Source organism: Gulosibacter macacae (genome assembly GCF_003865375.1).
Lineage (GTDB): Bacteria > Actinomycetota > Actinomycetes > Actinomycetales > Microbacteriaceae > Gulosibacter > Gulosibacter macacae.
The window spans coordinates 78,777-99,528 of sequence record NZ_RQVS01000006.1; the positions used below are offsets into that span (position 1 = coordinate 78,777).

The 20,752-nt window shown below is 65.5% G+C and carries 20 protein-coding genes and 1 riboswitch; of the genes, 15 read left to right on the forward strand and 5 right to left on the reverse strand.

Annotated features, from left to right (window positions below; all coding sequences use genetic code 11):
- Positions 1 to 3 precede the first annotated feature (3 nt).
- Positions 4 to 555: an orotate phosphoribosyltransferase gene (gene pyrE, locus EG850_RS06210; RefSeq protein ID WP_124971574.1), complete on the forward strand. Its 552-nt coding sequence runs from the start codon at positions 4 to 6 to the stop codon at positions 553 to 555.
- Between the two features lie 9 nt (positions 556 to 564).
- Positions 565 to 1,125: a septum formation family protein gene (locus EG850_RS06215; protein WP_124971576.1), complete on the forward strand. Its 561-nt coding sequence runs from the start codon at positions 565 to 567 to the stop codon at positions 1,123 to 1,125.
- Between the two features lie 128 nt (positions 1,126 to 1,253).
- Here EG850_RS06215 and EG850_RS06220 read toward each other — a convergent pair whose 3' ends face one another.
- From EG850_RS06220 to EG850_RS06230, 3 genes are all read right to left on the reverse strand, one after another.
- Positions 1,254 to 1,895: a TrmH family RNA methyltransferase gene (locus tag EG850_RS06220; protein WP_124971798.1), complete on the reverse strand. Its 642-nt coding sequence runs from the start codon at positions 1,893 to 1,895 to the stop codon at positions 1,254 to 1,256.
- A gap of 186 nt (positions 1,896 to 2,081) precedes the next feature.
- Positions 2,082 to 3,116, reverse strand: coding sequence for an ABC transporter substrate-binding protein (locus tag EG850_RS06225; RefSeq protein WP_124971579.1), 1,035 nt, complete (start codon positions 3,114 to 3,116; stop codon positions 2,082 to 2,084).
- Between the two features lie 45 nt (positions 3,117 to 3,161).
- The gene (locus EG850_RS06230; protein ID WP_124971582.1) at positions 3,162 to 4,004 is read right to left on the reverse strand and encodes an ABC transporter permease; all 843 of its coding nucleotides are present in this window, start codon (positions 4,002 to 4,004) and stop codon (positions 3,162 to 3,164) included.
- A 100-nt stretch (positions 4,005 to 4,104) separates the two neighbouring features.
- Positions 4,105 to 4,233, reverse strand: a riboswitch (FMN riboswitch).
- A gap of 84 nt (positions 4,234 to 4,317) precedes the next feature.
- Here EG850_RS06230 and EG850_RS06235 point away from each other — a divergent pair.
- Positions 4,318 to 4,758 (forward strand): DUF3151 domain-containing protein, encoded by a 441-nt coding sequence (locus tag EG850_RS06235; protein ID WP_124971585.1) that lies wholly within the window; start codon positions 4,318 to 4,320, stop codon positions 4,756 to 4,758.
- Between the two features lie 18 nt (positions 4,759 to 4,776).
- On the opposite strand, the gene EG850_RS06240 is transcribed toward EG850_RS06235, so the two are convergent.
- Positions 4,777 to 6,771 (reverse strand): hypothetical protein, encoded by a 1,995-nt coding sequence (locus EG850_RS06240; protein WP_124971588.1) that lies wholly within the window; start codon positions 6,769 to 6,771, stop codon positions 4,777 to 4,779.
- A 123-nt stretch (positions 6,772 to 6,894) separates the two neighbouring features.
- Between EG850_RS06240 and EG850_RS06245 the strand changes: the two genes are divergently transcribed.
- The 12 genes from EG850_RS06245 to EG850_RS06300 all read left to right on the forward strand — a co-directional run bounded on the left by EG850_RS06245 (position 6,895) and on the right by EG850_RS06300 (position 20,157).
- On the forward strand, positions 6,895 to 8,187 hold the full coding sequence (locus EG850_RS06245; protein ID WP_124971591.1) for an adenylosuccinate synthase: 1,293 nt from the start codon (positions 6,895 to 6,897) through the stop codon (positions 8,185 to 8,187).
- Between the two features lie 98 nt (positions 8,188 to 8,285).
- Positions 8,286 to 8,930 carry a GNAT family N-acetyltransferase gene (locus tag EG850_RS06250; RefSeq protein WP_124971594.1) on the forward strand — a complete coding sequence of 215 codons (645 nt, stop codon included), beginning with the start codon at positions 8,286 to 8,288 and terminating at the stop codon, positions 8,928 to 8,930.
- Positions 8,931 to 8,955: 25 nt separating this feature from the next.
- Positions 8,956 to 9,669 (forward strand): deoxyribose-phosphate aldolase, encoded by a 714-nt coding sequence (gene deoC, locus EG850_RS06255; RefSeq protein ID WP_124971597.1) that lies wholly within the window; start codon positions 8,956 to 8,958, stop codon positions 9,667 to 9,669.
- 185 nt (positions 9,670 to 9,854) lie between these two features.
- Positions 9,855 to 10,166: a chorismate mutase gene (locus tag EG850_RS06260; RefSeq protein WP_124971600.1), complete on the forward strand. Its 312-nt coding sequence runs from the start codon at positions 9,855 to 9,857 to the stop codon at positions 10,164 to 10,166.
- Positions 10,167 to 11,387, forward strand: a complete 1,221-nt coding sequence (locus EG850_RS06265; RefSeq protein WP_235829231.1) for an amino acid deaminase/aldolase — start codon at positions 10,167 to 10,169, stop codon at positions 11,385 to 11,387.
- On the forward strand, positions 11,384 to 12,760 hold the full coding sequence (locus tag EG850_RS06270; RefSeq protein WP_124971603.1) for a D-arabinono-1,4-lactone oxidase: 1,377 nt from the start codon (positions 11,384 to 11,386) through the stop codon (positions 12,758 to 12,760). Before EG850_RS06265 ends, EG850_RS06270 begins: the two co-directional genes overlap by 4 nt.
- 353 nt (positions 12,761 to 13,113) lie before the next feature.
- Positions 13,114 to 14,244: an extracellular solute-binding protein gene (locus EG850_RS06275; protein WP_124971606.1), complete on the forward strand. Its 1,131-nt coding sequence runs from the start codon at positions 13,114 to 13,116 to the stop codon at positions 14,242 to 14,244.
- A gap of 97 nt (positions 14,245 to 14,341) precedes the next feature.
- Positions 14,342 to 15,280 (forward strand): ABC transporter permease, encoded by a 939-nt coding sequence (locus EG850_RS06280; protein WP_235829232.1) that lies wholly within the window; start codon positions 14,342 to 14,344, stop codon positions 15,278 to 15,280.
- Positions 15,277 to 16,086: an ABC transporter permease gene (locus tag EG850_RS06285; RefSeq protein ID WP_124971609.1), complete on the forward strand. Its 810-nt coding sequence runs from the start codon at positions 15,277 to 15,279 to the stop codon at positions 16,084 to 16,086. The genes EG850_RS06280 and EG850_RS06285 overlap by 4 nt, the downstream gene beginning before the upstream one ends.
- 44 nt (positions 16,087 to 16,130) lie before the next feature.
- Positions 16,131 to 17,213 carry an ABC transporter ATP-binding protein gene (locus EG850_RS06290; protein ID WP_235829233.1) on the forward strand — a complete coding sequence of 361 codons (1,083 nt, stop codon included), beginning with the start codon at positions 16,131 to 16,133 and terminating at the stop codon, positions 17,211 to 17,213.
- 43 nt (positions 17,214 to 17,256) lie between these two features.
- Complete coding sequence (locus tag EG850_RS06295) at positions 17,257 to 18,636, forward strand: NAD(P)/FAD-dependent oxidoreductase (protein ID WP_124971615.1); 1,380 nt, start codon at positions 17,257 to 17,259, stop codon at positions 18,634 to 18,636.
- A 42-nt stretch (positions 18,637 to 18,678) separates the two neighbouring features.
- Positions 18,679 to 20,157 carry a GAF domain-containing protein gene (locus EG850_RS06300; protein ID WP_124971618.1) on the forward strand — a complete coding sequence of 493 codons (1,479 nt, stop codon included), beginning with the start codon at positions 18,679 to 18,681 and terminating at the stop codon, positions 20,155 to 20,157.
- A 204-nt stretch (positions 20,158 to 20,361) separates the two neighbouring features.
- Here EG850_RS06300 and EG850_RS06305 read toward each other — a convergent pair whose 3' ends face one another.
- The gene (locus EG850_RS06305; protein ID WP_124971621.1) at positions 20,362 to 20,712 is read right to left on the reverse strand and encodes a cupin domain-containing protein; all 351 of its coding nucleotides are present in this window, start codon (positions 20,710 to 20,712) and stop codon (positions 20,362 to 20,364) included.
- Positions 20,713 to 20,752 lie beyond the last annotated feature (40 nt).

Below are 20,752 nucleotides of genomic sequence, written 5' to 3' on the forward strand. Positions count from 1 at the left end.
AGGGTGACTGACGCGCGCCAAGCCCTCATTGACCTCATCCGCGACGAAGCCGTTTTCCACGGTGATTTCACGCTCACGAGCGGAAAGAAGGCGTCGTACTACATCGATCTGCGCAAGCTCTCGCTTGACCACCGTGCCGCGCCGCTGATTGGTGCGGTGCTGCTCGATCTTATTGAGGAGTTCGCTCCCGTAGATGCCGTCGGCGGCCTCACCATGGGTGCCGATCCGCTCGCGAACGCGGTGCTGCACCAGGGTGTCGCGCAGGGTCGCATCGTGGATGCGTTCGTCGTGCGCAAGGAGCCGAAGGACCACGGCCGTGGCCGCCAGGTTGAGGGTGCCGAGGTCGACGGCAAGCGTGTGGTCGTGCTCGAAGACACCTCGACGACCGGCGGTTCGCCGCTCGCCGCGATTGCCGCGCTCGAGAAGGCGGGCGCCACGGTCGTTGGTGTGTGCACGATCGTTGACCGCGCCACCGGTGCCGGTGAGCGCATCGAGGCGGCTGGCTACCCGTACCGCTACGCCATTGGGCTGGATGACCTCGGTCTTTCGGTCTAGCTGCACTCAATGAGCGAGCGGGATGCGTCGCCGACGAGTCGGCGGACTCTGCGCGAGGAGCAGCGCCCGCGCTCGCGGTGGCTCTGGCCGATCGCGTTGACCGCGGTGGTGCTCGTGGCCGCCGGAGTTGTTGGTTGGCAGTGGGCGCCGTTTGGTTTGGCGCCGGCTGATCGCACGCCGGTGCCGACGGTGACCGAGGATGCTGTGACCCCGGTTGCGGCGCTCGCGGCCGGCACCTGCCTGGCTGAGTTTTCCTCGCCGTGGGATGCGACGTTCGTGCCGATCGACTGTGCGCAGCCGCATGTGGCTGAGCAGTATGCAGTGGTGCCGGTGGCGTCGCAATTTAGTGGCGAGGTATGGCCCGGGGTGGATGCGCTCTCAGATCGCGCGATGCTCGCCTGCCAGGCTGCCGACGCGCTCAACCTGGATGCTGCCGGCCAGGTCGCTGGGCTCATGATCGAGGCCCGCTGGCCGAGCTCGCAAGCAGAGTGGGATGCGGGCGTGCGCGACTACCGCTGCTTCGCGGTCACCCTCGGCTCCGACCTCGTCGGCTCGCTCGCCGCGGGTTAGTCGGCGCGAGGGTCTCGGTGCGCGGCTTCGCCGCTACTCGACCAACCAGAAAACTTGGTGGGTCGAGTAGGGCGGAGGCCCCACCCTGGTTGATTGAGTAGGCCGAAGGCCGTATCGAAATCCCCGCCCTACGCGGGCCGCCAGTTGTAGCGGTGCTGGAGCACCCAGTCGTGCATGACGACGGCGGCAGCGGCGGCAGCGTTGATGGAACGGGTGGAACCAAACTGGGTGATCTCGACTACGAGACCGGATGCATCCCGCATCTCCGCTGAAACCCCAGGACCCTCCTGACCGAACACGAGCACGCACTTTTCGGGCAACGCCGTCGTCTCAATCGGCACCGAGCCGGGCACATTGTCAACGGCCACGACCTCGAGATTGAGCTCGCGCATCCGTGCCAAGAAGTCATCGACGGTCTCGTGGTGCTCGACGTGCTGGTAGCGGTCGGTGACCATAGCGCCGCGCTTATTCCAGCGGCGGCGGCCGACGATGTGCACGGCTTGCGCCCCGAAGGCATTGGCCGAGCGCACGATTGAGCCGATGTTCATATCGTGTTGCCAGTTCTCGATGGCGACGTGGAAGGGTTGGCGCTCGCGGTCGAGCTCTTCGACGATCGCTTCCATCTTCCAGTAGCGGAAGCGGTCGATGACGTTGCGGCGGTCGCCATTGGCGAGCAGCTCGGGGTCGAAGTGCGGCTCGGTCGGCCACTCGCCCACCCACGGACCAACGCCGGGCAGCTCCTGCTCGGCCTGCTCGTAGCCTTCGGGCATTGGATGCTCGGACACGGGACCTCCTTGGTTGCTCATCGACGGTAGCTGATGGGTGGGTGCGGTGGTCTCGATCAGTCGCTTCGCTCCCACTCGACCAACCAGAGTGGGCGCGCCCGACCAGCCAATGCTGGGTGGTCGAGTGCCGGAGCGTAGCGGAGGTGATCGAGACCACCGCCGACAGCCGAGCTACTTCTTCGGCAGGAGGTCGTTGGTAAAGGTGGCGGCGCAGTCGACCTGCTTCTCAATGAGTCCAGCGCGCGGCATGAACTCACACATCGACTCCCACACTGTCGGGTCGTTGAAGAGCAATTGCTGTCCGGTCTCGGCCTTCATGAGTGGGATCGTCGCCTCGAGCGTCGCAAGGGCAGCTGCCTTCGCATCCGCCGTCGTCAGCGTCGGAATGTACTTCGCGGCGATATCGATCGTCTCGGCCGGGTTCGCTGAAACGTACTCAATGGCACGCTCAAGGGCATCGAGAATCGCGGTCACATCATCCGCGCGCTCAGTAACGAGCGTCGTCGATGCACCGAGCGCCGGACCCACCAGCGTCGGCGCAGCCGGGTCAACCGCATCGATCACGCGCACGGGGAAGCCGTTCGCCTCGAACTGAATCGCGTCATTGTTCGAGAACCCCATGACCGCGTCAACCTTGCCTGACGAGAGCGCCGCCTGCTGCGTGTAGCCAATGTGCTGCACATCAACATCCGACGCCGACAGCCCGGCCCGGTCAAGTAGCGCTTGCAACGCAAACCAGGTCTGGCCATACGGACCAGGCGTACCGACCGAGTGTCCAGCCAGGTCGGCCGCAGTCTGAATCGGCGAATCAGCCGGCACGATGAGCACCGCCGGGTAGGTCGTGTAGATCGTCGCCACCGAGGTGATCGGCACCTCACCAGCCACCGCTTGCACGATTTCGTCGCCCCCGCCGTAGACAAGCTGCTCGGTACCAGCCTCGAGCGCGCCGAACAGGCTCTCGCTCTCGCCGTGGTGACGCAGCTCGACCGCGACGCCCGCCTCATCGAAGTAACCGAGTTCATCCGCGACATAGAACGGTGCGAACTGCACATTCGGCGTATACGTGAGGCCGATCGTGATCGGCGGGCCGGCCGGTGCTGAACCACCGGGCTCGCCGGCTCCTGCCTGGCAGCCAGCAAGCGCGAGCGTAGCCGCCGCAGCAACGGCAACGGCGCGCAATCCGCGGCGAAGTAGTGGGTTCGTCATGAGTCTCCTTTGACAGGTTGAAGAGCAGGTGGAATTCGAGGACGCCTACGCGGCAATAGCGACGGCATCGCGACGACGATCGGCGCGCGAAGCTCGGCGCCGCGCGTTCGACACCGCTTCGAGCACACGGATGATGGTGAACAGTCCCACCGCGAGCACGGCGAGCACGATGAGGGTCGTGAACAGGCCCTCAGTGTCGTTCGCATCCCGGTAGAGGGTGAGGAGCATCCCGAGCCCGCGGCCACCCATGGTGAACTCGCCGACCACGGCACCGGTGACCGAGAGCGCGATGCCCGCGCGCACGCCAGCGAGGATGCTGCCGAGCGCAATCGGCGCCTCCACCCAGAGCAGCGATTGCCACCAGGATGCGCCGTCGAGTCGCGCGGCCTCGAGCACCTCGCGGGGGAGGGCGCGCACACCGAGCACGGTGGTGATGAGCATCGGGAAGAACGCGACGATCGCACAGAGAATCGCGATGGGCATGAGGCCGTAGCCAACCCAGAGCGCGAGCAGCGGCGCGATGGCCACAGCGGGAATGGCCTGGGACGCGGTGACATACGGTGTCACGGCGAGATCTACCCAGAGAATGCTCGCAATGAGATAGCCGAGCGGCACCGCAAACGCAATCGCAAACACCGTGCCGAGTAGCGCCTCACCGAGCGTCACCGCAGCATGCGGGATGAGCGGGCCCTGCGCGAGTTCGAGCACGAGGCGCGAACCAATGCTTGATGGCGCGGGCAGAAACACCGGGTTGACCGCCCCCGAGCGCACTGCCGTCTCCCAGATCGCGAGCACGATCACCGCGAGACCGGCGGGCGCGGCGAAGCGCAACCATCGACGCTCGGTGCGCGGCTTGGTGCGGCGCGCCTGGGGCGTGGGTGCGGTCATCGTTCTCCTCCGTTTCGCGGTCATCCGGGGGAGATGCGCAGGAGGAAACAACAACGGCTTATGCCGAATAGCCCGTCAAGAATCGATGATTCCCGTCGGGCACGTGCGCCTCCCTTCCGGACTTTAACCGTCGGTTCTGGAATTGCACCAGATCAGCCACACCCAAACTGCAGGTGCGGGTCGCGGACTTTACCGCCGGCTCGGACTTTCACCGACCCCGGAGCACGTGTACTCGTGGCGACCACCCTACGCCGCGATCGCGAGTTACGCACCCTTTCATGACGTTCTGCGTCACGCGGGCTAGCATCCGGGCATGGATGCGAACAACTTGCTCGGTGTGCCGGCCACGCTACTTCCCGCTGAACCTGAGGTGCTCGACGACCTCGCCAACCTCCCCGATGAGGAGCGCGCGCTCGAGGCAATCGCGTCGAAGCATCCGACCTCATCGCTCGCCTGGGCAGAGCTCGCCGACTGCGCGTACCGCAACGGCGAAATCGTTGAGGCGTACGCATTTGCGCGCGTCGGTTACCACCGCGGCCTGGATGCGCTGCGCAAGAACGGCTGGCGCGGTCAGGGTCCCGTGCCGTGGTCGCACGAGCCGAACCGCGGGGTGCTGCGCGCATTCTGGCAATTGCGCCGGGCCGCTGAAGAGATCGGCGAAACTGGCGAGCCCGAGCGACTCACGGCGCTACTCGCGGATGCCGACCCCTCAGCTGCGGGCGAGATCGAACGTGAGGTCGCGCGCCAGAATTAGCACCGCATCCGTGTGAACTCACTCGTCGATCAGCCAGGTGACCTCGTCGCCGCGCGAGTTCGAATAGGTGAGTTCGGCAGTTCCCGGCGCAGTTTGCTGGAAGGCGATCGTGCCTTCCTCGCAGGCGCCCGGGAGGAGTTCGGTCGAGGAAAACTCCGTGTCGTCGAAGAGCAGCACTCGCGGTTGCTCGGTGCCGTCGCGCTCGAGCCAGTACATGGCGGGATCGAACCAGCGCTCGGTGTTTCCGATATCGGTGTCTGAGCCTGGCACCGAGCCATCGCCGGCGCAGAACTCAAGATGAGCGATATCGAAGGTGCCGTGCGCGCCACGTTCTTCGGTGGTGACCGAACGCAGCGTGATGCGCGTGCCGTAGTGCAATTGCACCGTCTCGCCCACCTGCAGGCCGATCACCGTGGGCTGGAACTTCGGCGTCTTCGGCGAAATGATCCCAAACACGGTGATCACCACGGCCACCACCGCGAGGCCAACGCCAATCATGAGCCGAGCGAAATTGCGGCGGCTCGACTCCTTGGCGATGGTGGCGGCGAGCGGCGCGAGGCGGTCGTTGACGACTCGCGGCACCCCATCCGTGTGCTGCGTGATGAGTGAGCGCAAGCGCCGATCGCGCTGGTAGAGCGAGGGCGCGATAGCGAGCTCACGCAGGTGGTCGTCGACGAGCAAGAGCACATCGTCAGCGTCGGGTGAGGCGCTTGCGACGAGCACGAGCCGCTCCAAATCGACCGATTTCTTCGCGACCGCGGGTGAGCCGTCCTGGCTTGCATCGAAGAGCAGGGAGCCGCTGTGGCCGAGTACCGCGGGGAAGTCTGGATGTACCGTCGCAGTGCTGTGCCCACCACGCTGCACGAGCACGAATCGCTGCTTCGGCTTGCGGTCGGGTGCACCGAGGAGGAAGGGCAGATCGTTCGTGGCGAGGCCCGGATCGATGCCTTGGCCCGCCTCGATTTGCGGCAGCTTGAGATGCACGGATGCACCGACCGCGCTGAGTACCGCGCGCACTCCCTCGACGGTGGCTTCGGCGGTCTCGGGTGTGCCGAAGATGTGATCGAGGCGTCGCCACGAGTCGAGCTCGTGTTCGTTCACTTCGTGCACCGCCGACTGCAGCAGCGGATCGGAGACCGGCATGGGAGAGATCAAGATCTCGTTGGCAAGACGCCGTCGCTGAGCGATTGAGAGCGGATGCTCGGTGCGCAGCACGCAATACACCTCGCCCGCGAGCACGAACCCGGTCGACTGCGCCGCACCCGCTCCTGGTGCGAGCGATGGGACCGCCTGCATGGTGAGCGTTTCGAGCACGCGGTGGGCGGCGCGACCATCGGCAGAACGGGGCAACAGGAACGACCAGGCCGTGGTGTCGGCGCTGCCGTGAATGGCACCGAACTCATTGCCGGGCTGGTCGCGCCATGATTTCGGTGTGGCTGGCGGTCGCACTACCGGCGGCCCCGGTGGCCAATCGAGCTCTTCAATCAGGGATGCATCACTCGTCGTGAGGAGCGCCTGGTGACGTCGGCCTCGCGGCGAGAGCTCGCGCAGGAGTGCCGCCGCGCGATCGTGCGCGCCGGGGAGCGGGGATTCAAGCGGGCTGAGCGGATACGCCGAGCCGGGCTTACGCACAGTGAGATCGGTCGCCCACAGCGGATACGCGGTGTCGCGCACCGGCGCCATGGGTGCGCCAGGTTCGGGCGTTGCCTGCTCAAAGATCTGATGCATCCGCCGATAGGCCGCGGCCACCGCCGCACGCGACCCGCGCACCCAAATCGCGATAATCGCTGGCTGCAGATCTACCGTGACCTCGGGCACATAGACGCCGCCCGGCAACTCGAGCGGCCGACTGAACTCACGGCGCAGGTGCTCGGCAGCCACCCGCAGGGTGCCGTGTTCGGCCAGCGGCTCATCAACCAGCCCATAGGCAATCGTGATGCCCAAGAACGTGAGCTCGTTCGCCGACTCGCGCAGCTCCCAAGTGAACCCGCGGTGTTCCCGGTACTCGATCATTCCGCCAGCCTATTTGCGTGCATCCAGCCCCCGCGTCACCCTGGAGCGCTAATATTGCGGGTTGGTTCATCCGCGCGCGACGGTAGTGTTGCGCGCCACCGACAGAGAATCGAGTGGTTGAGCATGACAGGCGTAGCAATCATCGGCGGCCAGTGGGGCGACGAAGGCAAGGGCAAGGCAACCGACCTGCTCGGTGACCGTATCGACTATGTCGTCAAGTTCAATGGCGGCAATAACGCCGGCCACACGGTCGTGATCGGCGATGAAAAGTACGCGCTGCACCTGCTGCCCTCGGGCATCCTCTCGCCCGGCGTGACCCCGGTGATCGGCAACGGCGTCGTCGTCGACCTCGGCGTGCTGTTCTACGAACTCGACCACCTCATTGAGCGCGGCGTCGATGTCTCGCGACTCAAGGTGTCGGGCAATGCCCACGTCATTCCCGAATACAACCGTGCCCTCGACCAGGTCACCGAGCGCTTCCTCGGCAAGCGCCGCATCGGCACCACCGGCCGCGGCATCGGCCCGACCTACGCCGACAAGATGACCCGCGTGGGTATCCGCATCCAAGACCTCTTCGACGAGCACATCCTGCGCCAGAAGATCGAGGGTGCGCTCGTGCAGAAGAACGAGCTGCTCGTGAAGATGTACAACCGCCGCGCGTTTACGGTCGACGAGATCGCTGACGACCTGCTTTCGTACGCTGAGCGACTCGCGCCGATGGTGGCCGACACCGCACTCGACCTCAACCTCGCGCTTGAGCGAGGCGAGACCGTGGTGTTTGAAGCGGGTCAGGCGACCATGCTCGACATCGACCACGGCACCTACCCCTACGTCACCTCGTCGTCGGCAACCGCCGGCGGTGTGGCGACCGGGTCGGGTGTCTCGCCGCGCAATGTTGACCGCATCGTTGGCATTCAGAAGGCCTACATCACGCGCGTCGGTTCGGGCCCCTTCCCGACCGAGCTTGATGACGAGGTCGGCGAGAAGCTGCGCCAACGTGGTGGCGAGTTCGGCACCACCACTGGTCGCCCGCGCCGCACCGGCTGGTTCGACTCGGTGATCGCCCGCTACGCCTCGCGCATCAATGGCTTCACCGACATCGTGATGACGAAGCTCGACGTGCTCTCGACCTTCGAGACGATTCCGGTGTGTGTCGCCTACGAAGTTGATGGCGTGCGCTTTGACGAGATGCCGATGTCGCAGAGCGACTTCCACCACGCGAAGCCCATCTATGAGGAATTCCCGGGCTGGGAAGATGACATTGCGGGCATCACCGACTTCTCGAAGCTGCCGGGGAACGCGCAGTCGTATGTGAAGGCGATTGAAGAGCTTTCGGGCGCGCGCATCTCGGCGATTGGTACCGGGCCGGCCCGCGACCACATCATTCAGCTGCACGATCTGCTCGGTCGCGACTAGTTCGCTGTTGCGCGATCTGCGCTTTTCGGGCCGATGATGCGCGTGGCGCGGTCATCGGCCCGGAAAAGACAGATCGCGCAACCGTGCACAATAGGCACATGACTGAAGTCAACCTGCCGGCTCGAGCAACGACGCTCGTGGGCCGCAATATTCGCCTCGAACCGCTCTCGATCGAGTCGTTGCGTGAGCTTGCGCCGAAGTTGCGCGTGCCCGAGGTGTTCGCCGGAGGCCACGCGGGCGGACCCGCGGCAATGCCCGACAGTGACGAGGGGTATGTCGAGTTCTTTGCCGCCTACGCGCCCTGGAACCAGGGTGGTCGCAGCTATGTCGTGCGCCTCGCCGACGGCACTGTGGTCGGCACCACCTCGCTTTACGACTTTGACGCAACGAAGGCATCGGTCGCCATCGGCTACACCGCCTACGCACCCGAGGTGTGGGGTACCGCGGTGAACCCCGACGTCAAGCGCACCCTGCTCGCGGCACTGTTCGACCTCGGTTTCGCTCGGGTCATTTTTCACGTGGATGCAGAAAACGAACGTTCCCGAGGCGCCGTGGCGAAGCTCGGAGCCCAGCTCGACGGCGTGCTTCGCCGCGACCGCCAGCTCGCCGACGGTGCCTGGCACGGCACGGCCGTCTACAGCATCCTTGCAACGGAATGGCCAGGAGTGCGCGCGGCACTCGACGCGCGTTTGAATACCTTCAACGGATCCAAAGCCCGCGAGACGGATGGCGTGGCAGGATAGGGCCGATTCCGACGAAGGAGCAGGCATGACCCTGAAGCTCACCCGCAACGAGCTGGCCCAGTACATCGACCACACGCTACTCGCGACTGACGCGACCAACGACGACGTTGCCGCGCTCTACGTCGAGGCCGCCGAACTCGGGGTCTACGCGATCTGTGTCTCGCCGAACATGCTGCCGGTTGGCGGCGCCTGGGGCTCGCTCGACCCGGATGCGGACGAGGCTGCGGTTGCCGAATCGGCGCCGAAGCTTGCGACCGTGGTGGGCTTCCCCTCGGGTAAGCACCACTCGAACATCAAGGCCGTTGAGGCCGCTCGCGCCGTGACCGACGGTGCTGACGAACTCGACATGGTCATTGACATTGGGATGCTCAAGGCTGGCCGCCCGGAGCTCGTCGAGCAGGACATCGCGACGGTTCGCCGCGCGGCGCCGGCACCGACGGTGCTCAAGGTGATCATCGAGTCGGCGGCACTCACCGATGACGAGATTGTGCAGGCGTGTGAGGCCGCGGAGCGTGCCGGTGCCGACTATGTGAAGACCTCCACGGGCTTCCACAAGGATGGCGGCGCGACGGTTGAAGCGGTGGCACTGATGCGCAAGACCGTTGGCGACCGACTTGGAGTCAAGGCCTCGGGTGGCGTGCGCACATACGAGGATGCGATGGCGATGATCGAGGCCGGTGCGAGCCGCCTCGGCATGTCGTCGGGGGCCGCGGTGCTCGCCGACGCGCCTGCGGAGTAGTTGCGGCGGGGGTCTCGATACGTCGCTTCGCTCCTACTCGACCAACCAAGAAACTTCGCTCCTACTCGACCAACCAAGAAACTTCGCTCCTACTCGACCAGCCAGGACGGTTGGGTGGTCGAGTGCCGGAGCGAAGCGGAGGCGATCGAGACCACCGCATCCACCATCGCGATAGGCTCGAACGCATGAGCGAGCAGACCTCCAGCGCCGACGCACTGCGCACCCTCGCGGGCCTGCGCCGGTCCATCGACAACTTCGATGCGGCGCTCATCCACATCCTCGCCGAGCGCTTCCGCTGCACGCAGCGAGTTGGCGAGCTGAAGGCCGCCCACGACCTTCCCGCATCCGACCCCGCCCGCGAAGCCACGCAGGTCGCCCGCCTGCGCGAACTCGCTCGCGAGGCCGACCTCGACCCCGAGTTCGCCGAAAAGTTCCTCACCTTCGTGATCGCCGAGGTCATCAACCACCACGAGCGAATCGCGAACGAAGGCGCCTAAATGCGCCAGCGCATCCGGGAGAGCCAGGGAATCGCGGCCCGCCCGGGCATGCCGCAGGCGTTGCGCATCGCCGGGTCCGACCTCGCCGCGCCCTGCGGGGTTATCGACTGCGACGCCTTCGACCGCAATATTGCGGCGCTCGCGGCACGCGCAAATGGCACCCCCATCCGGGTCGCGTCAAAGTCATTGCGCGCGCGCGCGGCCCTCGACCGCATTCTTGAGCACCCAGGGATGCGCGGCATCCTCGCCTTCACGCTCCCCGAAGCTATTTGGCTCGCAAACAAGGGTCACAACGACCTCGTTGTCGGCTATCCAACGGCGAATGTCGCGGCACTGCGGCAACTCGCTGGCGACGCGAAACTGCGCCGCCGCATCACGCTCATGGTCGACGACCCGGCGCAACTCGACCTCATCGCCGCAAGCGGTGCCGCCCGCATCCCCGTGCGCGTGTGCCTCGACGTCGATACCGCCTACACGGGTGTCCCCGGGCTCTACTTCGGTAGCCGCCGCTCGCCGATTCGCACGGCCGAGCAAGCCGCCACGCTCGCGCGCACGATCCGCAGGCGGCCCGGTATCGAGCTCGTCGGCATCATGGCCTACGAGGCGCAGATCGCCGGCATTCAGGATGCTGGCCGCGGGGTTCGTGACGCCGCAATCCGTCGTCTGCGGCAAGCCTCAGTGCAGGAACTCGCGCGGCGTCGGGCCGAGATCGTCGCCGCAGTGCGCGCCGAAGCTCCAGCGCTCGAGTTCGTGAACGGCGGCGGCACCGGCTCAATTGAATCGACGATCGCCGAACCCGCGGTCACCGAAGTTGCGGCCGGGTCGGGGTTCTTCTCGCCCACCCTCTTTGACGGCTACCGCGCTTTCCGGCACGAACCAGCCGCGTTCTTCGGCCTCGACGTGGTGCGCAAGCCCGCCGACGACATCGCGACGGTGCTCGGCGGCGGCTGGATCGCATCCGGCACCCCCGGTGCTGACCGATTGCCGCAGCCGGTGCATCCGACCGGTCTCAAATTTCGCCACGACGAGGGCGCCGGCGAAGTGCAAACTCCGCTCGTCGGTGAGGCGGCACGGGGGCTCAATGTGGGAGATCGTGTGTGGTTTCGGCATGCAAAGGCCGGAGAATTGGCGGAAAGGCTCACACAATTCACGGTCGTGAGCGACGGCGCTATCGTCGAGCACTGGCCGACGTACCGAGGAGAAGGGTTCGCATTCGCATGAGCGACGAAGCGCAGTCGAAGCGGGCAGGCAAGCAGCGCCCCGCAACCGCACTACCGAAGCGCTTCGCGAACCAGTGGCGTAACTGGTCGGGCGGAGTGTCGGAGCGGGCACAACTCACGGCGGGCCCCACGAGCGAGACTGCCGCGCGGTCGCTCGTGATTGGTGCGGCGGGCTCCGGTCTGAAGGTGAAGACCGTCGGCGCCGGCCACTCGTTCAACGACATCGCCGCGACCGAGGGCTTGCGTCTGCACCTCGACGACTACCGCGGGCTCGTTTCGGTGAACTCCGACACCCTCGTCGCGACCTTCCGCGGTGGCACCCGCCTGCACGAGATTCCGGAACTCCTCAAGCCGCACGGACTCGCGCTCGCGAACCAGGGCGATATTGACCAGCAGGCAATTGCCGGCGCGATCTCGACCGGCACGCACGGTACGGGGCTTGGATTCACGGGCCTGTCGGCGATGGTGAAGTCGCTGCGCATGGTGCTCGCGAGCGGCGAGGTCGTCTACTGCGATGAGCGGATGCATCCGCAGCTCTTCGAGTTCGGTCGCGTCGGACTCGGCGCCCTCGGCATCATTCTTGAGGTCGGTATCCAGTGCGTGCCCGCGTTTCGCATTGAGGCGACCGAGGGTGCTGAGCCCGTGGATGCGGTGCTCGAGTCGTTCGTGGAGCGCTCGCGGTCGAATGATCACTTTGAGTTCTTCTGGTTTCCGCACGCCGATCGGGCGTTTGTGAAGACGAACCGGCACCTCGCCGATGGTGAGGAGCCGGAGGGTGCGCTGCCGCTCAGCGCGATGTCGAAGTTCGTTGACGGTGAGGTCGTGCAGAACTGGGGCCACGGACTCGCGGTATCGCTCGGGGCAATGGCGCCGGGCCTCGTGCCGCGGGTGAACCAGCTGTCGTCGGGGCTCATGGGGCAGCGCCGCTATGTGGCGCCCGCGCACGAGGTGTTCGTGTCGTCGCGGCGGGTGCGCTTCAACGAGATGGAGTACGCGGTGCCGTTCGAGGATGCACCGGAGGTGTTTGCCGAGATTCGTCGCGTCATCGACGCGCATGATTGGCGCATCTCGTTTCCGATTGAGGTGCGCTCGGCGGCGGCTGATGATGTGCCGCTGTCGACGGCGTACGGCCGCGAGACCGCCTACATCGCCGTGCATCGCTTTGTGCGCGAGCCGCACCTCGAGTACTTCGGCACGATCGAAGAAGTGCTGCAGGCCGCAGACGGACGACCGCACTGGGGCAAACTGCACTCGGCGCGAGCCGCGCAACTGCGCGAGGTGTATCCGCGCTTCGACGAGTTCGTGGCGTTGCGCGATGAGGTTGATCCCGATCGCGTGTTTGGTAACGCCTACCTTGACCGGGTGCTCGGGTAGCGCAGGCTCCCGCATCGTTCGTGATGTCTGGAGCGAGACCCAGCGCCGATAGCGATGGATGGCGTTCAGGCCGCCGCGGAGAGCCCGGTCGGTCGCAACAAGGTTCCTATCGTGGCCTGATTGAAACCTTGAGCAACCTTCACGGATTGGCTCAAGGTTTGCTGCGGGAATTGCCGAGAAAATGGGCACAAAGGCCATCGGCTACCTTAACGAAAGCTGGACGTCTAGGAGGCCTCCTAGTCGGAAGTGCCTAGCAACCCCTATTGAGGGGTGCATCCACCGGTGCCACGCTTTCGCTTAACTTCAGCAGCCAGCATCGATGCGGGCGAGTCACATCACAAGGGAGTTATGCGATGAAGAAGCTGACCAAGATTGCGGCCCTCGCCGCGGTAAGCGCCCTCGCACTCACCGGTTGCGCCGGTGGTGGCGGTGGTACCCCGGGCGCCACCGTCCCGGCAATCACCTCGCCCACGCTCGGTAGCGTGCCCGCCGACATCCTCGCTGGCCAGTCGATCACCTTCGCCGGCGACGGCGGCACCACCCAGGACGCCATGATGTCGGCCTGGTTTACTCCGTTCTCGACCGAATCGGGTGTGACCTTCGCCCAGGACTCGCCACAGACCCTCGCCAAGATCGAATCGCAGGTGAACTCGGGCAACATCCAGTGGGACTTCGTCTCGAGCTACGCCGACACGATCGAACGCCACTGCGGCACGCTCTTTGAAGAGCTCGACATGTCGAAGATCGACACCTCGAAGGTGCCGTCGTCGGTGCCGGTGCTCAAGTGCGGTGTGCCCTCGATCGTCTACGGCGTGAACATCGTCTACAACACCGACACCTTCGGCGACAACGGTCCGACCACCTGGGCCGACTTCTTCGACACCGAGAAGTTCCCGGGCAAGCGCACCTTCTACAACGGTGACAGCCAGATCGACGCACCGATCGTGCAGGGCGCGGCCATTGCATCCGGTTGGGACCCGAAGACCCCGTTCACCGCAGAGTGGGCGAACAAGGGCCTCGACCTGATCGAGACCATCGCCGACGACGTTGTCTTCTACGGCACCGGTGCCGCGGCCCAGCAGATGCTCGAGTCGGGCGAAGCCGTCATCGGCGCAGTCTGGACCGGCCGCTCGCTCAAGGCTGAGCAGAACGGCGCGAACCTCACCGCGACTTGGAACGACTGGATCGCCGTGACCGACTACTTCGCCATCGTCAAGGGCACGACCAAGTCGGAGATCGCCTACTACGCGATCAACTACGCGCTCGGTGCCGAGCAGCAGGCTGGCTTCACCGAGGCCACCGGGTACGCTCCCGCCAACGTCGACTCGAAGCCGAATGTCGACGAGGTCACCGAGAAGTACCTCGTGACCGGTGAAGACAAGGCCGCCAGCGCCGTGCCGGTTGCCGTGGAGTTCTGGGCTGACGCGGATGCTGTTGCCCCGCTGCAGGACCGCTGGAGCGCCATCATCGCTGGTGCCGCGTAAGCGCATCCTCCCGAACTGACGTTGCGTCCTCGCCGCGAGACCGCGGCGAGGACGCAACGTCACCCCGCACACTCGTCCACGATCGAAGAGGCGGTTCATGACTTCCACCCCCGACACGTCTCAGTTCTCGCAACTGAGCACGCGCGCCATCCGGCTCAATGAGGAGCCGACGCCAGCAAAGAAGCGCCGCACTCGCGGCATGAGCGGGATGCTCTTGGCCCTGCTGCCAGCGTTCCTTGTGCTCGCGGTCTTCTACTTCTATCCGATGCTCTCGGTGCTGGTCGCCGCGTTCACGCATCCCACCCCCGGCCTGCAGAACTTCGAATGGTTCTTCAGCCAGCAGGTCAACCTCGACGTGCTCGGGCGCACCCTGCTCATCAGCTTCTGGGTGATGGTCGTCTGCATCGTCTTCGCCTACCCCTTCGCCTACTACATGACGATCGCGAAGCCCGCGCGACGCAATCTGCTCATGCTCATGGTGCTCATCCCGTTCCTCACGAGCACCGTGGTGCGCACCTTCGCGTGGGTCATCCTCTTGCAAGACAGCGGTCCGATCGGTGCGTTCATGCAGGTGTTCGGGGTCGAACAGCTCGGCATCATGCGCACGCCGGCCGCCGTGCTCATCGGTATGGCACAGGTGCTCTTGCCCTTCGTGGTGCTGCCTATGTACTCGAACATGGCGCAGATCGACCGCCGTCTGCTCACCGCTGCCGAAAGCCTCGGCGCGAGCCCGGGCCGGGCCTTCCTCTCGGTCTACCTGCCGCTCTCGCTCCCGGGCGTCGCCGCCGGTGCGCTCCTCTGCTTCGTGATGGCGCTCGGCTTCTACATCACCCCGGCCATGCTTGGTTCGTCACGTGAGACGTTCCTTTCGACCCTCATTCAGGGTCAGGTGCAGGGTCTGGGCCAGTGGGGCCACGGTGCGGTCATCGGCCTGATGCTCTTGCTCGTGACGGTGCTCATCCTCGCCATTGCCGGCATCATCAGCCGTCGCGCTGGCGGTTCGGTCGCGAGCATGGTGGGAGGGAGCAAGGCATGAACACCTCGAAGTCAGCAACCCGAATCATCCTCGGCATCGTCGCCATCTTCATCTGCATCTGGCTCGTCGCCCCGATGTTCGTCGTCGTGCCGATCTCGTTCACTGATCGTGCGAGCTTCCAATTCCCGCCGCAGGGGTACTCGATGCGGTGGTACGAGAAGTTCTTCTCCGACCCGAACTGGCTCAAGGCCCTTGGCAACTCGGTGGTCATCGGCCTGCTCACGGCGCTTATCGCCGCCCCGCTCGGCACGATTGCGGCGCTCGCGATCAACCGTTCGAAGAGCCGGTTCGCCGCCTGGGCGCAGGGCGCCATGCTCACTCCGATGATCATCCCCGCGATCATCGCCGGTGCCGGTGTCTACACGATGTTCCTCAACGCCGGTCTCGTCGGCAATATGGCCGCCTTCGTGCTCGTGCACGTCTGCCTCGCGCTCCCACTCGTGGTGATCGCCGTGAACGCGAGCCTCGCCGGCTATGACCCGACGCTCGAACTCGCCGCCGCAAGTCTCGGCGCGAATAGGTTGCGCACCTTCTTCACCGTGACGGTGCCGCTCATCGCTCCCGGAGTTGCTGCTGGCGCCGTGTTCGCCTTCGTCACCAGCCTCGACGAGGTGATCATCTCGCAGTTCATGGTGAGCCCCACGCTGCAAACCCTGCCAATCGCCATGTACGCGAGCGTCACCCGTGACACCGACCCGACCATCGCCGCGGCAGCAACGCTCATCATCGCCGCAGTGGTCATCGGCTTCCTCTTCTACACCCTCGTCGTGCAACGCCTCGCAAAGCGCAAGGGAGGCGCCGAATGAGCATCAACCTCGACTCGAATCTCGACGCTCACGAAGGAGCAGCTGTGTCCGACTCCACCATCCTCAATCTGAGCGGCCTGACGAAGCGCTACGGCGACGCCGTGGCCCTGCACCACATCGACCTCGATGTGAAAAAGGGCGAGTTCCTCACCTTCCTCGGCCCCTCGGGCTCGGGCAAGACGACCACGCTCAACCTCATCGCCGGCTTCATCGAGCCGAGCGAAGGCACGATGCTCCTCCAGGGGCAGCCGCTTGAGAAGCTCAAGGCGCACGAGCGCAACCTCGGTGTCGTCTTCCAGCACTACGCGCTCTTCCCGCACCTCACCGTGCGCGACAACGTCGAGTACCCGCTCAAGCAGCGCAAGATGTCGAAAGAAGACCGTCGCACGGCCGTGGATGCAGCACTCGAGATGGTGCGGCTCGGCGACTACGCCGACCGCTACCCACGCCAACTCTCGGGTGGTCAGCAGCAGCGCGTCGCGCTTGCCCGCGCGGTGGTCTACCGGCCGCCGATTCTGCTCATGGATGAGCCGCTCGGTGCCCTCGACAAGAAGCTGCGCGAGTGGCTACAGCTCGAACTTCGTCGCATTCACCGAGAACTCGGCAGCACGTTCATCTACGTCACGCACGACCAGGAAGAAGCGCTCGTGCTCAGCGACCGCATCGCGGTGTTCAACGAGGGTCGCATCGAGCAGATCGGCACGGCACGCGACCTCTACGACCGGCCGGAGACGCTGTTCGTGGGCCGCTTCATCGGTGAATCGAGCGTCGTGAAGGGTAACTTCGCGAACGGCGTCGTCACTACGAAGGGCCACCAGCTCGCCGCGCAGGGCACGCTGGAGACTCCGGATGCGGCCCTGCTCATCCGCCCCGAAAAGCTCGAACTCGGCCAGGCCGATGGCACCGGCTTCAGCGACCGCGCGGTGAACCGAGTGCCCGGCGTCATTGAAGACATCTTCTACCTCGGCCCGGTGCTCAAGTACGCCGTGCACACCGAACTCGGCGAGTTCGTCGTGCGCGTGCGCGCCGCCGAGGCTGCGCATGCTGAGATTGGCGACCAGGTCGCGGTCGGCTGGGATCCGGCCGACGCAGTGCTGCTCGAAGACACCGACCCACTCGAGAACTAATCCAAACGCATCCTGCTTCTCTCGTGTCAAAAAGGACCCCTGAATGATCAACGGCAATGTGTCGCACTGGTGGACCCAGATCGGCGTGCCCGCTCCCCGCAAGCCGCTCGACGGCGACCTCGACGTCGATGTCGCCATCGTCGGCGCCGGCTACACCGGCCTGTGGACGGCCTATTACCTCAAGAAGGCCGACCCCTCGCTACGCATTGCGGTGCTCGAGCAGCGTTTCGCGGGCTTCGGTGCATCCGGCCGCAATGGTGGCTGGCTGACGAACACGGTCACCGGCGGCCAACAGCAGTACGTGAAGTCGCACGGGCGCGATGCGGCGCAGCGCTTCGTGCTCGCGATGAACGACACCGTCGATGAGGTGATCGCGGTCGCCGCGGCCGAAGGCATCGACGCCGACATCATCAAGGGCGGCAATATGGAGGTCGCCTACACTCCCGCACAGCTCGCCCGGCTCAAGGCGGCGTATGCCTCCGACCAGCGTTGGGAAGGCACCGATTGGGAGTGGCTGGATGCAGCAGAGTCGCGTTCGCGCATCAACGTCGCCGGCACCCTCGGCGGCATGTGGCACCCGCACTGTGCGCGCATCCAGCCGGCGAAGCTCGCGGCCGGCCTCGCTGAGGTGGTCGAATCGCTCGGCGTGACCATCTACGAGCAGACGAAGGTTGAAGAGATCAAGCCGCACCAGGCGATCACGCTCAATGGCATCGTGCGTGCCGGCACCGTCGTACGCGCGACTGAAGGCTTCACCGCTGGCATCAAGGGGCTACACCGCGAGTGGCTGCCGATGAACTCCTCGCTCATCGTCACCGAACCGATTGCTACCGAGAAATGGGATGAGATTGGCTGGGCTGGCTACGAAACCCTCGGCGATGCCGCACACGTCTACATGTACGCGCAGCGCACAGCCGATGACCGCATCGCCTTTGGTGGCCGCGGCGTGCCCTATCGCTGGAACTCGGCCACCGACACTGATGGCGTGACCCAGCCGGTCACCGCGAAGACCCTGCGCGACCTCATGGTGCGCTTCTTCCCGACGCTGAGCGGCGTGGGCGTTGACCACCTCTGGTCGGGCACCCTTGGCGTGCCGCGCGACTGGGCCGCAACCGTCTCGTACGACCGCGGCACCGGGCTCGCGCACGCGGGCGGCTACGTCGGCACCGGTGTGACCACCACGAATCTTGCGGGCCGTACGCTGCGCGACCTGATTCTCGGCGAGAAGACTGAGATCACCGAGCTGCCGTGGGTGAACCACAAGGTGCGCACCTGGGAGCCGGAGCCGCTGCGCTGGCTCGCGACCCGCGTGATCTACGGCGCCTACGGTGCCGCCGACCGGGCCGAGTATCGCGGCGCGCCGTCGACGCCGAAGCTCGCGACGTTCGCCGATATCGTGTCGGGACGTATCAAGCAGCACTAGGAACATCACCTAGGCCGTCGAGCCGAGAGAGAGGATCGGGCAATGTCTGGCCTGTCGATCGGAGATGCAGCCGCCGCGACCGGGGTTCCGGCGTGGCGGCTGCGTGCCTGGGAGGCCGAGGGCTTGCTACATCCGGCGCGCGCGGCCAATGGGTATCGACGCTTCGACGGAGACGATCTCGAGGTGATTCGGCAACTCGCGATGGCGGTGCCGGGAAGCCGCCCCGTGCATCCGGTTGCCGAGACGCGGTCGCGTGCCGGAACGCCCGGTGTGAGCACGGCCTACCTCCTCGAGCAGGCATGGCGCAGCTTTGCCCAGGTCGCCCGCTCTGAAGAAGAGCTGAGAGTCGTACTCACGGCCGGGATCGACGCGGTGCTCACGGCGTGCGCGGCGACGATCGGCGCGATCGCGATGGCTGACCACCCCAGCCACCGCTTTGTGAGTCTCGCCTCGCGCGGGTTGTCGACGGACTATCTCGACAGCATCCACAATTGGCAGCTACATGAGGGGCTTGCCGGGCGCGCCTTTGGGCAGCGGCAATCGCTCACCGTCTATGACCTCGGTACCCACCGCGGGGCCGCGCGAGCGTACGCCTGGCGGGAGATGCTGCGCGGCTATCTCTGCGTGCCGATTCTGCTCGGAACGAAACGCCTCGGCATCATTGAGGTGTACGCGCGCGATCCGCGCGAGTTCACGGCGGCTGAGATCGATGCTGTTGAGCAACTCTCGGTGCTCGTTGCGGTGGCGATGGAAGCCTGCCAGTCACGCGAGCAGTTCGAGGCGTTGCGGGCACAGCGCAGCCGATTCTCGCGGCAGTGGACGAAGCAGTGGTCGCTCGCGACGCAAGCGGAGCGTGAGCGAATTGCGCTGCAGCTCGAAGAGCTTGCCGATGCGCCCGCCGAAGAGCCGCTCGATCTCGACGGTGCGCGGGCGGAGGTGCGCCGGATTGCGGCGCGAGTGCGTGCAGCCGAGCGGGCCGGAGTGGATAGCCGCCACCTCTTGCGTGACCAGCTCGGTGGCGCCCGCGCAGTTGAATTTACGGCCTGGCCGGATGCGCTACCGGTCGAGTTTGCGACGAAGCATGCGCTCGCGATCGGTCAGGTTGGGCACGCGCTCGACCAGGATGCGGCGAATTACGTCGTGCGCGCGAGCCGCCGCGACGATGATTTGCTCATCGAATTTGTGCTCGATGAGTGGACTCGAGATCGGCTGGCCGACCTCGATTCCGACACGATGAGCATGCTTGAAGATCTCGGTGCGCGCATTGGTACGCGTGAGCGAGACGCCGGCGAGGTGCTCCTGATTACGGTCGAGTTGCCCTCGACGGCGCCGCTGTTGCGGGAGTTGAGCGCGCGCGAGCAGCAGGTATTGCATGAACTTGTGAGTGGTCGTTCAAATAGCGAGCTGGCCGCGGCGCTCGGAATCTCAGTGAAGACGCTGCAGAACCACCTCACCTCGATCTACCGCAAGCTCGGAGTCGCGAACCGGGTCGCCGCGGTGGCCCTGCTCGACGCGCGCTGAGCCGCGCGCATCCGTGTGCTGAGGTTGTCGAAGCACAAACCTGACCCTTCGCCACAAACCTGACCCAATCGCGGGTCAGGTTTGTCGGAAAGGCTCGAACGACGGCTCAGGTTCGTCGCAAAGGCGCATGGATGCGCTGCCGGAAAGAGCGCTGAGGCACTCGAAGCACACCTCGCGGGTGCTTCGAGTGCCTCAGCACGCTCGTTAGTCGTTGATGATGACGTAGGTCTTGCGCACGGTCTCGTGCACATCCCAGGTGCCACGCCAGCCCGAGGGCATGACGATGGTGTCACCGGCTTCAAGCCGCACCGACTCGCCGCCATCGGTCGTGATCTTCACCGAGCCACTGAGGATCTGGCAGATCTCGCTGTAGCCCTCACGCGTCGCGGTGAACGAGCCTGGGGAGCACTCCCAAAAGCCGAGGTCGACTCCGCCGGCCTCCCAAATTGACTTGGCGGCTTCGACGACGCCGGGTGTCGTGGCGGTCGGCTTTGCCGCGGGCTCGCCCAGGTCAAGCTCGAGCGGGGCGTTCTGGGCGGTGAATTCAACGGTCATGGGATCCTCCTGCGTCTTCGTTGACGGTTAGTGTTGACGC

Bases quoted from the DNA above. Each gene is read 5' to 3' on its own strand.
- EG850_RS06215 (WP_124971576.1), top strand. From the start codon at position 565: ATGAGCGAGCGGGATGCGTCGCCGACGAGTCGGCGGACTCTGCGCGAG.
- EG850_RS06220 (WP_124971798.1), bottom strand. From the start codon at position 1,895: ATGCCCGAAGGCTACGAGCAGGCCGAGCAGGAGCTGCCCGGCGTTGGT.
- EG850_RS06225 (WP_124971579.1), bottom strand. From the start codon at position 3,116: ATGACGAACCCACTACTTCGCCGCGGATTGCGCGCCGTTGCCGTTGCT.
- EG850_RS06230 (WP_124971582.1), bottom strand. From the start codon at position 4,004: ATGACCGCACCCACGCCCCAGGCGCGCCGCACCAAGCCGCGCACCGAG.
- EG850_RS06235 (WP_124971585.1), top strand. From the start codon at position 4,318: ATGGATGCGAACAACTTGCTCGGTGTGCCGGCCACGCTACTTCCCGCT.
- EG850_RS06240 (WP_124971588.1), bottom strand. From the start codon at position 6,771: ATGATCGAGTACCGGGAACACCGCGGGTTCACTTGGGAGCTGCGCGAG.
- EG850_RS06245 (WP_124971591.1), top strand. From the start codon at position 6,895: ATGACAGGCGTAGCAATCATCGGCGGCCAGTGGGGCGACGAAGGCAAG.
- EG850_RS06250 (WP_124971594.1), top strand. From the start codon at position 8,286: ATGACTGAAGTCAACCTGCCGGCTCGAGCAACGACGCTCGTGGGCCGC.
- deoC (WP_124971597.1), top strand. From the start codon at position 8,956: ATGACCCTGAAGCTCACCCGCAACGAGCTGGCCCAGTACATCGACCAC.
- EG850_RS06260 (WP_124971600.1), top strand. From the start codon at position 9,855: ATGAGCGAGCAGACCTCCAGCGCCGACGCACTGCGCACCCTCGCGGGC.
- EG850_RS06265 (WP_235829231.1), top strand. From the start codon at position 10,167: ATGCGCCAGCGCATCCGGGAGAGCCAGGGAATCGCGGCCCGCCCGGGC.
- EG850_RS06270 (WP_124971603.1), top strand. From the start codon at position 11,384: ATGAGCGACGAAGCGCAGTCGAAGCGGGCAGGCAAGCAGCGCCCCGCA.
- EG850_RS06275 (WP_124971606.1), top strand. From the start codon at position 13,114: ATGAAGAAGCTGACCAAGATTGCGGCCCTCGCCGCGGTAAGCGCCCTC.
- EG850_RS06280 (WP_235829232.1), top strand. From the start codon at position 14,342: ATGACTTCCACCCCCGACACGTCTCAGTTCTCGCAACTGAGCACGCGC.
- EG850_RS06285 (WP_124971609.1), top strand. From the start codon at position 15,277: ATGAACACCTCGAAGTCAGCAACCCGAATCATCCTCGGCATCGTCGCC.
- EG850_RS06295 (WP_124971615.1), top strand. From the start codon at position 17,257: ATGATCAACGGCAATGTGTCGCACTGGTGGACCCAGATCGGCGTGCCC.
- EG850_RS06300 (WP_124971618.1), top strand. From the start codon at position 18,679: ATGTCTGGCCTGTCGATCGGAGATGCAGCCGCCGCGACCGGGGTTCCG.
- EG850_RS06305 (WP_124971621.1), bottom strand. From the start codon at position 20,712: ATGACCGTTGAATTCACCGCCCAGAACGCCCCGCTCGAGCTTGACCTG.